Source organism: Clostridium sp. CM038 (genome assembly GCF_055081105.1).
Genome location: NZ_CM143651.1, coordinates 3,077,888 through 3,091,345, shown reverse-complemented (window position 1 = coordinate 3,091,345; position 13,458 = coordinate 3,077,888). Strand labels below are relative to the sequence as shown.

Here is a 13,458-nt window from a genome sequence, read left to right as displayed (position 1 = left end):
TACAGTGAGGTATGAAGGAACAGTATACAGACCACCAAGTGAGGCTTACAGTCTTATACTGCAAGTTACAATCGGATGTTCACATAATGCGTGCAGCTTTTGCAATATGTACAAAGATAAGAAGTTTAGAATACGTGATTTAAAAGATATTATGGTTGATTTACAGCATGCTAAATCAACATATAGGGTAGTTAAAAAGATATTTCTAGCAGATGGAGATGCTTTAGTTATTGAAACTAATAAATTGAAATTGATTTTATTAAAAATAAGAGAATTGTTCCCTCAGTGTGAAAGAGTAGGGATTTATGCTGCTCCTAGTGATATTTTGAGAAAATCTTTAGCGGATCTTAGGCAGCTTAAGGATCTTGGCGTTGGGATTGTGTATCTAGGTGTTGAATCTGGAAGTAATGAAATATTAAAAAGTATAAATAAGGGCGTAACTGCTGAGGAAATGATTATTGCAGGCTGCAAGGTTAAAGAAAGTGGGATAAAGTTATCCACTACCTTGATTTCAGGAATAGGTGGCACAGAAAAAATAAGTGAACATGCAATAGAATCGGCTAAACTTATAAGCGCTATAAACCCAGATTATGTAGGATTTTTAACTTTAATGTTAGAGAGGGGAACCCCTATATATGAGGATGTACAGAACGGGACTTTTCATATATTAACGCCAGAACAAATAATGTATGAGATGAGAGAGTTCCTTAAAAATGTAGAAGTTGCTAACTGTGTTTTCAGAAGCAATCATGCTTCAAATTATATGGCACTTTCTGGAACATTGCCACAAGATAAAAATCAGTTAGTGGGAGACATTGACCTTGTACTGAAAGGAAAATATAGGTATAGGCAAGAGGAATACAGAAGACTATAAAACGACTTTCCTCAGAATTTGGTAAAACAAAAAAGGGTGTGGATGTTATGAAGGAAAAAATCATTAGGCTACTTAAGGACAGTGGAAATAATTTTGTGTCTGGTCAAAAAATTAGTGAAGATTTAGGCGTTAGCCGTGCAGCTATTTGGAAACATATAAATATAATTAAAGAGGATGGCTACGAAGTTGAAGCAATTTCAAGAAAGGGTTATAGAATAATTTCCTCACCGGATATACTTACATTTGAGGAAATTAAAAATTTTTTAAGTACAAAATACATAGGTAGAAATATTATTCACTATGATTCTATAGGGTCAACTAACTCTAAAGCTAAAGAGCTTGCGGAGACAAAGCAAGATCACGGCACAGTTATAATAAGTGAAGAACAAACATTAGGACGTGGAAGGCTCGGACGAAATTGGGTATCTCCAAAGCACAAGGGCATATGGATGTCCATAATACTTAGACCAAATATTAACACAGAAAATATATCACAAATAACCCTACTTGGGGCAGCAGCAGTTCAAAAAGCTATTATGAAAATGGGAATTAAAACTAGTATTAAGTGGCCTAACGATATAGTATTTGATGGTAAAAAAGTATGTGGTATATTAACAGAAATGAGTGGTGAAGTAGATCATATTAATTATTTAGTTATGGGAATTGGTATAAATGTAAATGTGGAAAAAGAAGATATACCAATTGATCTAAAAGATGTGGCTACGTCTATAAAGCTTGCGAGTGGTAAATACATGGAGAGGAAGCTTTTGCTTGCCAACATATTAAACATTTTTGAGGAGCTATATAGTGATTTTATTCAAAATGGAAATATAGAAGAAACTATACAGATTTGCAGAAAAAATTCCATGCTTATAGGTAAAGAAATCCAATTGATTAATAGAGGAAAAGTAACAACAGCTAAGGCAATAGATATAAGTGATCAAGGAGAATTAGTAATTGAAAATTACAAAGGGATAGTAGAATATATTGTTTCAGGAGAAGTTTCTATAAGAGGAATTTCCGGATATAGTAAATAAACTGATGTTTCATATGTTTAAGGGATAATTTCCTTTTGAAATGTTATTTAATCTATATTTTTATATAGACAGTATAGCTAGATTAACGGTATAATGTGGTTATTAAGGTTGAAAGGAGAATAGACATGGAAGAAAATAAAATTATAACAATGTTAGATGAAGATGGAGCAAAGGTTGATTTTGAATTAATCGAAATTATTGAGTTAGATGAAAATAAATATGCTTTATTAGCTCCTATAGGAGAAGAAGATGATGCTTTTGTCTATAAAATAGAAGTGGTAGATGGTAAAGAGCAATATATTGCAGTAGAAGATGAAGAAGAATTTGAAAGAGTTTTAGAAGAATATGATTCATCTTTTGAGGAATAAATAGTAGACCAATAACCCAATAAATCGGTAAGGTTTATTGGGTTTTTACTATAAATATTATAATTTTTTTAGATATTAAAAATTATTGTAGTAACTGGAGGAGGTGAAATTTTGAATTTAGTAGAAATTAATATGGAAGCACTTATAGAAACAATTTCGCATGTTGATGACAATTTAGGGAAAAGCTTTCTAGACACAACTACTGGTGAGGTTATATATATTCCTACAGAAGTAAGTGTAGCATTAGAAAATGGGACTTTAAAAGAAGATACATTTGATAAGTGGTTAAAAGAATTTGTCATCACTGCTATACTTATTAGCGAAGATGAGGTTAATAGATATTTAAGCACTCCTCTAATAGATGAAGACTTTTATATAAGTGCAATGAAAAAATATGTTAATAGTATAATTAGTAATTCAGATTTAAAGCTAGAATTAAAAAGGGCACTAATAAGTGAAGAACCTATAAAAAGTTTTAAACATATTCTAATGGATAAACCAAATGCAACAGATGGATGGTATGAATATGAAGATAAATGCATAGAAGAATTTGTTAGAACATGGTTAATGTCAATTGGTATTGAATTAAAGTATTTAAATTAAAGCAACCTATTTGTTGGAGGTATATATATGTTAGTATATGAAGTAGCAATAAGGCTCGCGCTTGCAGTTTTAGTTGGTGGCTTAATTGGATATGAGAGAGAATATAAGAATAGACCAGCTGGTTTTAGAACTCATATATTAGTATGTCTAGGCGCGGCAGTTACCTCAATGATACAATTATATTCAATTCAAGAAACAACTAATATGATACTGCGGCACCCAGAACTCCAAAATGTCATGAAAGCAGATATTGGAAGACTTGGGGCGCAAGTTATATCGGGAGTAGGATTCTTAGGGGCAGGGACTATTATACATGAGAAGGGATCAGTAAAAGGACTTACTACTGCAGCAAGTTTATGGACTGTGGCATGTATTGGACTTGCAGTTGGTCAAGGTTATTATACTTTAAGTATATTATCAACTATATTTGTTTTTATAGTATTAGTATTTCTTAAGACTTTTGAAGCTAAGTTATTTAAAAACATTAATATTCTTAAAATAGAAATTCAATACGTTAACAAGAAAAACATGGTGGAAAAATTAGAACAGTACTTTGATGGTATGGGCATAAAAGTTAAAAATATAGATTTTTCAATTGATGAGGAAGATGAAAATCCAGATTACAGCACAACAATGTATACAATTTTAGCACCCAGACATATAAAGAGCAGTGGGATTGTGCAAAAACTATGTGCTTTTGAAGAAATATACAAAGCAACTATATTATAAGAGAAAAATAATAAGTGTACTTATTTATAAATTACATATATTAGCGAAATCTCAATTAACAAGATAAAAATCAATGTGTAAATAAGTTTTTTAAATTTATTCATTATTATCACCCCATTTATATTGTATGTTAAAAGAGACGATAAAATAATCAAATCATCGCCTGCGGAGCTGAAATATTAATGACTTCAGAAGGTGATTTATACTCCAATTTATAGAAGTGGGAGACTTTCCTTCTGAAATGCCGTTAAAAGTAAATATACGCGAAAAAAGAGCACTTATTAATAAGTGCTCTTTTGATTTAACAAATCTATCTTCTAGATTTAGCTACTTCAATATTTACTTTTCTACTATTTAATTTCTTACCTGAACTATTGTTTAGAATAGAATCTACTAAGTTCGCAGGAACATCTAAGAAAGAAAATTTATCTAAAATATCAATGCGGCCAAGTTCATTTTTATTAATGTTAGCAGTCTCGCATAGGAAAGATATAATATCTTTAGTCATAACTTCATCCATTCTTCCTATAGATAAGAATAGTCTAACATTATCTGTAGTTGTAGTTGTAGCATCATCTGCATAGTTATAGTTAACTTCTTTATCAAAAATAATTTTGATTAGGGAAGCAGCTACATCTTCATCACCAAATTCTTTTATAAGATTTTGTCCTAGTGGAAGAAAGTTTTCATATAAATTTTCTTTTAGAACTAATTTTATAGAATCTAAAATAGTTTCTGATTTTGCAGCGAATATATCTGTTATAGTAGGTACAGTTTTTTTAGCGATGATACTTTTAGTATCACGTTCAATTTGTCTTATAGCAGATGCTTCTCGTCTTGTAATAAGACTATAAGCTGTGCCTTCTTTACCAGCTCTACCTGTTCTACCAATTCTATGTATATATGATTCGCTATCTTGTGGTAAATCATAGTTTATTACATGAGTAACATTTTCAACGTCGATTCCTCTTGCAGCTACATCTGTTGCAATTAAGAAATTCAGATTACCATCTTTGAATTTTTTAAGAGTATTCATTCTTTGACTTTGTTTCATGTCTCCGTGCATACCTTCTACTGTATAACCTCTAGGTTGTAATGCATCAACTAATTCATCTACACCCTTCTTAGTTTTACAGAATAGTATACAAGTCTTAGGAGCATCAACGTCAAGAATTCTACATAATGATTCAAATTTATTTTTTGGGTTTACTTCATAATAATATTGTTCAATCTTAGAAACAGTCAAAGATTTCTTTTCTATTGCAATAAGCTTTGTTTCAGGATGCATATATTTTTTTGACAATATTTTAATAGCTCTTGGCATAGTAGCTGAGAAAAGTAAAGTCTGTCTATCTTCACTTAAATTACTTATAATGCTTTCAATATCTTCAATAAAGCCCATGTTTAACATTTCGTCAGCTTCATCTAAAACAAGAAACTTAGCATTAGCGAGTTTTAAAGTGCCTTTTCTAATATGATCTAATAATCTTCCTGGAGTTCCAACTACAATATCTACTCCTCTTTTTAAAGCGGATATTTGTCTATCAATAGATTGGCCACCATAGATTGGTAATATTTTAATTCTTTCATGTCTTGCAATACGTGAAAGTTCTTCAGCAACTTGGACAGCAAGTTCTCTTGTTGGAGACATTATTATTGCTTGAACTTTTCCATTTGGTCTTTCCATTAGGCTTAAAATAGGTGCACCAAAGGCTAATGTTTTACCAGTTCCTGTTTGAGCTTGACCTATAATATCAAAGCCATCTAGTACAACTGGAATAGCTTTTGCTTGAATATCAGATGGATATTCAAATTTTAGATCTTGTATAGCGTGGAGTACGGATTCGCTTAGTCCTAGTTCATCAAATTTAAGTTTGTCAATTTTGTTCATTAAAATTCCTCTTTCTTCTCATAAAGTATCAAATACATCTTATTATTACAAAAATATATACAAAATAATAAATATTAAATCAAAAAAGCAAATTCAAATTGCTTTTTTATAATTATTTAAAAAAATTCCTCAAAATTGAGTTCTTCTCAATAACATAAATAAGAGGCAATCCAATTCCATAACAGCAGACTAATTCTCCCCATGCAACTTGCAGCATACAAACTATAAGGGGCATGTCATTAACATATAAAAGCTTTAACAGTATGCCTATAATAATGGCATTAACTACTACAGCCGGTAATGGAGCAAGTATTCTTTTGAATTTAAGTTTGCTTTTACCAATATAGTAAGTTGAAATCGCAGCTATAAGCGTTGCAAGGGAACCGAAAACCATATCCATAATACCTAGTGGACTTATAATATTAGAAACTATACAACCAATTAGCAGCCCAGGAATAGAAAAGGATGCAAAATAAGGTAAAATAGTAAGTCCTTCAGCGATACGATATTGAATAACTCCAAAGCTGAAAAACGATAAGCTTAGAGTTAAGGCTACATAAATAGCAGCCACCATTGCTGCAAAAACGATCTTTCTTATTTTTACAGACATAGTTCCTTCATTTAATTTAATATTCATTTTTGTGCCTCCGTAGTTTTATTTTAAGACAGGATGGTTACGAACTGTCTATGAGTATTTGACTCGAATCTTTATTTTACTCCATATTTCGCAATTAGTCAATAGGGCTTTCAGATTTTCTGAGGTTGTAGGGGATTAATTCTAGTTTTAAATACGTTGAAATTATGGTCTAAAATAGTTAAAAGTATGATATAGTTAAAATATATATGAATTTGTTTTTTGAAGTTAGTATTACAGCTTCGCAGGTGATGATTTAATAACATAGTTTTTGGTTAAAGGAGAATATGATGAGTAAAGAAATTTTTAATACAAAACAAACACAATTAAGTAATGGTATTAAACTTATTACTATTAAAAAGGATAGTCAAATTTCAGCAGTTCATGTTGGAGTAAACATAGGTTCTCTTTTTGAAGAAAAAAATGAAAAGGGAATAGCACATTTTATAGAACACATGCTTTTTAAAGGAACTGAGGGTAGAACTAACGAAGAACTAAACAGCAATCTAGAAAATTTAGGTGGGGAATATAATGCATACACGGATTTTAATTGTACAGTATATACTGCTACAATTTTAAATGAAGAATTAGAGAACTCGTTAACACTTCTCGGAGATATGCTATTAAATTCAACCTTTCCAATTGATGAAATTGAAAAGGAAAGGGGTGTAATACTCGCTGAAATTAGAACGATTAATGATGACATTGAAGATTTAAGCTTTAAGAGAATTAATGAAATTGCTTTTAAATATAGTCCACTTAGAGAAGATACTATTGGTAGCGAAAATATTATAAAAAAAGTTACAAGAAAGCAACTTGTTGATTTTTATAACAAATATTACTTGCCTAATAATTCATTCATATCTATTGTATCGTCGTTTGAACATGAGGATATAATAAACATGGTTAACAAATATTTTGGTGATTGGACAAAGAGGAAATTTGAAAAGAAAAAAACAACTTTTGAACATCATAAGTCTATAAAAAAAATCTCATATAAAAAAGAAATTGAGCAATGCACTATACTGTATTTATATACCTTTAATGGACTATCTAAAGATGAGGAATTAGCACTTAGAATATTAAACTATAAATTTGGAGAAAGTTCTAATTCTATATTATTTAGAGAACTTCGAGAAGAAAGAGGATTGTCATATGATGTTTACACTCATTTAGATACTTCAAATAACGTTAAAATATTATATATTTATACATCGGTGTCAGAAGAAAATGTAGAGGAAGCAATCGATGTAATAGATACTGCTATTAAAGATATTGAAAGTAAAAAAATAGTTTTTGACGATAATACGATAGCCTTGATGAAAAAAATAATGAAAACTGCTATAGCTTCAACCTTAGAGGACTCAACAGACCTTGGAAGTTATGTAATACATCAAGCTATGGACGATGAAGATATATATCAGTTTACTGATGATATGGATAACATGGAGAATATTAAAAGTGAAGACCTATATAATATTTCAAGAAAAGTATTGCAGGAGCCAACAATTCACATATTTTTACCAGAAAAGAGAGTGTAAAATTGAGTAGTATTATAACAAAAATTGAAATACAAAAAAAAAATAAGCGGAGAGTTAACATCTATATGGATGGCGAATATGCATTTGCTTGTGATGCAGAACTTATATATATCCATAATATTACAAAAGGCAGAGTTATGGACAAACAGAATTTAGAAGATATAGCTAGTGAAGATAATTATATTAAGGGGAAAACCTGCGCACTTCACTTTTTGGAGAGAAGCAATAAATCGGCTAAACAAGTAGTTGATAAATTAACGATAAAGGAATTTGATACTAAAACTATAGATAGAGTACTGGAGTTTTTAAAGCGGTATGATTTTATTGATGATAAGCGGTTTGTTGAATTATTTATAAAAGAAAAAATCAGGTCTAGTGGTAAAAATAAAATAAAGTTTGATTTATTAAAAAAATCTCTTCCAAAAGAATTAATTAAAGAAGAACTTAATAAGATAACTAATGAGCAACAGCTCGAAACAGCTTTGAAATTAGGCGAAAAAAAAATCGTTACAATATCTAAGAGTGAGAAGGATACAAAAAAACTTTATAAAAAAACATCAGACTATTTAGCTCGCAGTGGATATGATTACGAAATAATTAAAGAGGTTTTGGCTAAGATAACTGAAAATGACAAAGGAGAGGAATCATGCGATAATGCGCCCTCCGAAGATACTTATCAAGAAGATTATGATAAATTATACGAGTTAGCTAGTAAAAGATACAGCATATTAATCAAGTCAGAATCGCACAAAATAAAGCTATATAAAAAGCTAGGAGACTATCTTTTAAGAAGAGGATTCCAGTGGGATCAAATTAAAAAAGTATTAAAAGATTTAATTAATGGCACAGAAGATATTGTTAATGAAAGCGGTGATAGGAGTGTTTAAAGAGCCCGTAAGCTTAATTTTACTGTTATTGTTTATATACCCAATAATTAAAGGGTTTATATATAAATTCTCATCGGAGCATTTAAAAGGTGGCATTGAGGGAGTTTTTCAAAGTATATCTTTTTTGCTTTCTTTATGTCTAGGTATTTATTATACGAAAAAAGTGCTTATTCAGCACAATGAAGGTATGTATGAGAAAATATATAAAAGTATACCAATGAATGTTATAGGGTTTATTAATAGCAAACCATTAGTGATTTATATATTAATAATGCCAATAGTGATATTAATAATTTATAGTGTTATAAATTTTGTAATTAGTATTATTTCTCACATTACTTTTTATCCTTTATTTGATAGCATAGAGCGCAAAGTAAGGCAAAAAAGTGTTTTATTTAATAGAATTATAGGTGCAGTATTTCAGTTGCCTAAAGCAATATGTTATGTAATTGTTATTACTTTCATATTTAATTTTCTATCACTTCTTAATATAACTGATACATATAATAAGTATTTGGAAGAATCACAAATATATAATTATATATCCAAAGAGGTAGTTATTCCATTGACTAATTCAAAGCTTGCAAAAAAGCTTCCGAATGTTGTAGATAACTCTTTTAAAATTGTAGTAAAAGAGGCTTCTACTTTAGAACCTAATTTACAAAACAAGCCAAAAGGTATAATTTATTACAATGGTATTACTCTGGATCAAGGGGTTAAGTCTAATGATGAAATTAATAAGTTTGCAATTACCCTGGCTGAAGGTAAAAGTGGAACAAGGGAGAGAGCAAGGGTTATTTATAAATGGGTAGGTAGTGAAATAGCTTATAGCGATGAAAAAGCAAATAGAGTATTAAATAACGATTTAGAAGCGAAATCGGGTGCCATCCCAACTTTTAACTCGAAAAGTGGTATATGTTTTGATTATGCATGTCTATATGTAGCTATGTGCAGAGCTAATAATATAAAGGTGAGAATTATAACAGGCCAAGGATTCAACGGAAGTAATTGGGTTAGCCATGCTTGGAATCAAGTATATATAGAGGAAGAAAACACCTGGATTAATGTAGATCCAACATTTTTAATTGGTGGGGATTATTATGATAGTAAAAGATTTGATATAGACCATAAAGGAGAGAATATAGCTGGAGAATGGTAATAGAATAGCTCCCTAAGTTTTAGGGAGCTATTCTCAGACCGTTGACAAACATAAAATGTAAAACACTCTAATTTAAAATTGGAGTGTTTTTTTTTATATTCAAAAAGGATTTTAGGACATCAATGTCGAATATATATAGTATACAAACTTTATAATTCGGAGGGCATTATTATGATTAATGAAAAGAATTTTACACAACAAAAACTAGAAATGGTGTATTTAGAAGATTTAGTTCCTAAAGACCATATTCTGAGAAATATAGATAAATACATGGATTTCTCTTTTATAAGAGAACTGACTAAAAAATATTACTGCTTAGATAATGGAAGACCTGGCGTAGATCCTATTATACTTTTTAAAATGCTGTTTATTGGGTACTTATTTGGAATAAAATCTGAACGACAACTTGTAAAGGACATTGAAGTAAATGTGGCTTATAGATGGTTTCTAGGACTAAGTCTTACTGATCCTATTCCAGATCATTCAACAATTAGCCAAAATAGACGTAGACGGTTTAAAGGTACAGATGTGTTTCAAAAAATATTTGACGAAGTAGTATTTAAGGCTATAAATCTTAAGATGGTAACCGGTAAAATACTTTACACAGACTCTACACACCTAAAAGCAAATGCTAATAAGCGAAAGCTTGTGAAAATTGAAGTTGAAAAAACGCCGAAAGAATATGTAGCTGAACTTAATAAAGCAGTGGAAGAAGATAGAATAAACCATGGTAAAAAACCTTTAAAGGAAAAAGAACCTGTTACCAAAATAAAAGAAACTAAAGTTAGCACAACCGACCCCGACAGTGGATATATGATGAGAGATGGCAAGCCGGAAGGCTTCTCATATTTAGATCACAGAACTGTCGATAGCAGACATAATATAATTACTGATGTGTATGTTACTCCTGGAAACATAAATGATGTTGATCCTTATATCGATAGATTAGATGTGCAAATAAAAAAGTTTAATTTTAATACAAAATATGTTGGTGCAGATGCTGGTTATGCTACAAATCTTATATGTAAAGAACTATATGAGAGGGAATTAAAATCTGTAATGGGATACCGTAGGTCTCCACATACAAAAGGAATGTACACAAAAAATAAATTCCAATATGTTAAAGAGCAGGACATTTACGTATGCCCTGACTTAAGGGCTTTACATTATAAAACGACAACAAGAGAAGGATATAAAGAATATGTTGGTAATGCAAAATATTGCGAGATATGTCCAAATAGAGCTCAATGCTTTTCTGCAAAAAGCAAGTTTAAAACTATTAGAAGACATGTTTGGGAAACGTATAAAGAAGATGTTGTAAAGTTCACCAGAACAGATAAAGGCAGAAATATATATAGAAGAAGAAAAGAAACTATAGAGCGAAGCTTCGCAGATTCAAAACAACTGCATGGGCTTCGCTATTGCCATATGCGTGGATTAGAAAATGTGCAAGAGCAGTGTCTGCTTACAGCAGCAGTGCAGAATATGAAAAAGATAGCTAGCCTGCTATCTTTACTGTTTTTTGATTTTCTAACTAAGAAGATAGTTGTTATTTTAAATTTATCCATAACTCAAAATGCTATCGCATAATTGCATGTAAAAAACCCAGTATAATAAAAAAATTATACTGGGTTTGTAAACAACCTGAGAATAGCTCCCTAAGTTTTAGGGAGCTATTCTATAGCTTTTTAATAATAAATTAATGGCTTTTTCGCAATCTGTATCTTCATTATTTAATGACCAAGCTGTATTGAAATAATATAATGCTTTTTGCTTGTTAACACACATAGCATAGCAGTAAGCTAAGTTGAAAAAATATTTGCTTTCACGGCGCAGGCTTATAGCAGCATGCAATAAAGGTATTGCCTTTTCGTATTTTTTTAAGTGAATAAAACATACTGCGGTATTATAAAGTGAACCAGCCTCATTATCTTTCATTTCTGCGGATTTTTTATAGAGAATTATTGCTCTATTATAATCTTTAGTATTGTATATTTCGTTAGCTTTTTGAAAGTATTCCATTATTATCCTCCTTGTAATTCTCCGAAGAATTATAAATTTGTTATTCTAAATACTGTCCAAGGGTTTTAAAATGTATTCATTTAAGTGGAATTTTATTTGTTTTTATTAACCACTTTTTTTTCGAAAAGTGCAACCATTTCATACATAAGATAAGCTAAGATAGAAAGTATTACTATGCTCATCATTACCATATCTAGTTGGGAAACTTGACCACCATAGATTATTAAAAATCCTAAACCTTCTTTAGCCACTAAGAACTCACCCATAATTACGCCCACCCATGAGAGGCCTACATTGATCTTAAGTGCAGAAATAAAAGCTCCAATAGATGAAGGAATAATTAGATTAATTAATATTTGGTATTTAGAAGCTCCGAAGGTTTTTAAAAGTTTAATTTTATCTTCATCCACTTCTCTAAAACCGCTTAGTATGCTAATTATGGTTACAACTATTGATATTAAAAGCGCGATTACTATTATTGCCTTTACCCCGTTGCCTACCCAAAATATAATAATAGGTGCAAGAGCTACTTTAGGCAAGGCATTTAATACTATTAAGTATGGATCCAAAACTTTTGAAACAAAATCGGACCACCACAATAAGACTGCAATTAAGGCCCCTAATATGGTTCCAAGTAAAAAACCTGTTATTGTTTCAAAACATGTTACTGATATATGAGTTAGCAGTGTACCTTCATTATATATTTGTATAAAGGAATTATACATTTTTGACGGTGTGCTTGTTAAAAAGGAATCAATCCATTTAAGTCTGCCAGCTATTTCCCAAAGGCTAAAAAAAACAATTAGTATTATTATCCTTGTGAAAATAATAGTGTATTTCTCTCTTTTTACATTTTTGATATAATTCTTTTGCTCATCACTTTGAATCAGCATTGCTATTCAACTCCTTCCAAATTTCATTGAAGTAAACTCTGAAATTTGGAGCTTCTCGACGCTTGAGAGGACAAGGGAAATCTTCTCCAAATTCAATATTCATCTCTTTAACGATTACAGCAGGTCGATTTGAAAGGATAATAATTTCATCTGACATAGCGATAGCTTCAGAAATATCATGAGTTACCATTATAGTAGTCTTTTTTTCTTTTTTTATAATTTCATAAACTTCATCACTAATGTTTAATCTAGTTTGGTAGTCTAAAGCTGAGAAAGGCTCATCTAAAAGAAGGACTTCGGGGCTTAAAGCTAGGGTGCGAATTAAAGCAACTCTTTGGCGCATGCCTCCGGATAATTCTCTAGGATGATGATTTCTAAATTCCCAGAGATTATAGCTTATTAAAATATTTTTTACCATTTCCTTATTGTCATCTGTAATACGGTGGTTAATTTTGAGACCCAAAAGTACATTGTCCCATATGGTTAACCAGTCGAATAATTGATCCTTTTGAAACATATATCCAATTTTTGAAAGGCTTGAGCTATTATCGTGACTTTTAATTACTATTTCGCCATATGACGGAGTAATTAAGCCTGCTATTATATTTAACAGCGTAGATTTCCCACAGCCAGAAGGGCCTACAATACTTAAAAAGTGACATTCTTCTACACTAAATGAGATATGCTTTAAAGCAGGAGTTTCTGCAGTTAAAGAGTGATAATTCATGCATATATTATTAATTTCTACTTTAATCACTTTGTCATCCCCTTGAGAGTTATAGTTTAGTATATGAGGGTAGATAATGTATTGTTAACGACA

14 protein-coding genes are annotated in these 13,458 nt (G+C 30.7%); 9 read left to right on the top strand and 5 right to left on the bottom strand.

Annotation, left to right across the window (positions count from 1 at the left end):
• The first annotated feature begins 4 nt into the window (after positions 1 to 4).
• The 5 genes from ACWJKS_RS14170 to ACWJKS_RS14150 all read left to right on the top strand — a co-directional run bounded on the left by ACWJKS_RS14170 (position 5) and on the right by ACWJKS_RS14150 (position 3,611).
• Positions 5 to 874: a radical SAM protein gene (locus tag ACWJKS_RS14170; RefSeq protein WP_220286035.1), complete on the top strand. Its 870-nt coding sequence runs from the start codon at positions 5 to 7 to the stop codon at positions 872 to 874.
• A gap of 47 nt (positions 875 to 921) precedes the next feature.
• Positions 922 to 1,911: a biotin--[acetyl-CoA-carboxylase] ligase gene (locus ACWJKS_RS14165; protein ID WP_462959813.1), complete on the top strand. Its 990-nt coding sequence runs from the start codon at positions 922 to 924 to the stop codon at positions 1,909 to 1,911.
• Between the two features lie 125 nt (positions 1,912 to 2,036).
• On the top strand, positions 2,037 to 2,279 hold the full coding sequence (locus tag ACWJKS_RS14160) for a DUF1292 domain-containing protein (protein WP_216302010.1): 243 nt from the start codon (positions 2,037 to 2,039) through the stop codon (positions 2,277 to 2,279).
• A gap of 111 nt (positions 2,280 to 2,390) precedes the next feature.
• Positions 2,391 to 2,882, top strand: coding sequence for a UPF0158 family protein (locus tag ACWJKS_RS14155; RefSeq protein WP_216302011.1), 492 nt, complete (start codon positions 2,391 to 2,393; stop codon positions 2,880 to 2,882).
• A 27-nt stretch (positions 2,883 to 2,909) separates the two neighbouring features.
• Positions 2,910 to 3,611: an MgtC/SapB family protein gene (locus ACWJKS_RS14150; protein WP_165411724.1), complete on the top strand. Its 702-nt coding sequence runs from the start codon at positions 2,910 to 2,912 to the stop codon at positions 3,609 to 3,611.
• Positions 3,612 to 3,921: 310 nt separating this feature from the next.
• Here ACWJKS_RS14150 and ACWJKS_RS14145 read toward each other — a convergent pair whose 3' ends face one another.
• Both ACWJKS_RS14145 and ACWJKS_RS14140 read right to left on the bottom strand, forming a co-directional pair.
• Entirely contained in the window at positions 3,922 to 5,493 is a 1,572-nt protein-coding gene (locus tag ACWJKS_RS14145; protein ID WP_216302048.1) for a DEAD/DEAH box helicase, read from the bottom strand.
• A 121-nt stretch (positions 5,494 to 5,614) separates the two neighbouring features.
• On the bottom strand, positions 5,615 to 6,139 hold the full coding sequence (locus ACWJKS_RS14140; protein WP_187351392.1) for a QueT transporter family protein: 525 nt from the start codon (positions 6,137 to 6,139) through the stop codon (positions 5,615 to 5,617).
• 287 nt (positions 6,140 to 6,426) lie between these two features.
• On the opposite strand from ACWJKS_RS14140, the gene ACWJKS_RS14135 reads away from it, so the two are divergent.
• The 4 genes from ACWJKS_RS14135 to ACWJKS_RS14120 all read left to right on the top strand — a co-directional run bounded on the left by ACWJKS_RS14135 (position 6,427) and on the right by ACWJKS_RS14120 (position 11,313).
• Complete coding sequence (locus ACWJKS_RS14135; RefSeq protein ID WP_462959812.1) at positions 6,427 to 7,677, top strand: M16 family metallopeptidase; 1,251 nt, start codon at positions 6,427 to 6,429, stop codon at positions 7,675 to 7,677.
• A gap of 2 nt (positions 7,678 to 7,679) precedes the next feature.
• Complete coding sequence (gene recX, locus ACWJKS_RS14130) at positions 7,680 to 8,564, top strand: recombination regulator RecX (RefSeq protein ID WP_258280637.1); 885 nt, start codon at positions 7,680 to 7,682, stop codon at positions 8,562 to 8,564.
• Positions 8,539 to 9,723: a transglutaminase domain-containing protein gene (locus ACWJKS_RS14125; RefSeq protein WP_462959811.1), complete on the top strand. Its 1,185-nt coding sequence runs from the start codon at positions 8,539 to 8,541 to the stop codon at positions 9,721 to 9,723. The genes recX and ACWJKS_RS14125 overlap by 26 nt, the downstream gene beginning before the upstream one ends.
• A 171-nt stretch (positions 9,724 to 9,894) precedes the next feature.
• Positions 9,895 to 11,313, top strand: coding sequence for an IS1182 family transposase (locus tag ACWJKS_RS14120; protein ID WP_268064117.1), 1,419 nt, complete (start codon positions 9,895 to 9,897; stop codon positions 11,311 to 11,313).
• Between the two features lie 75 nt (positions 11,314 to 11,388).
• On the opposite strand, the gene ACWJKS_RS14115 is transcribed toward ACWJKS_RS14120, so the two are convergent.
• From ACWJKS_RS14115 to ACWJKS_RS14105, 3 genes are all read right to left on the bottom strand, one after another.
• Positions 11,389 to 11,745, bottom strand: coding sequence for a tetratricopeptide repeat protein (locus ACWJKS_RS14115; protein ID WP_216302014.1), 357 nt, complete (start codon positions 11,743 to 11,745; stop codon positions 11,389 to 11,391).
• A gap of 92 nt (positions 11,746 to 11,837) precedes the next feature.
• A complete protein-coding gene (locus ACWJKS_RS14110; RefSeq protein ID WP_216302015.1) occupies positions 11,838 to 12,638 on the bottom strand; it encodes an ABC transporter permease in 801 nt (266 codons plus the stop codon).
• Positions 12,622 to 13,365, bottom strand: coding sequence for an ABC transporter ATP-binding protein (locus ACWJKS_RS14105; RefSeq protein WP_462961081.1), 744 nt, complete (start codon positions 13,363 to 13,365; stop codon positions 12,622 to 12,624). Before ACWJKS_RS14105 ends, ACWJKS_RS14110 begins: the two co-directional genes overlap by 17 nt.
• Positions 13,366 to 13,458: the final 93 nt, after the last annotated feature.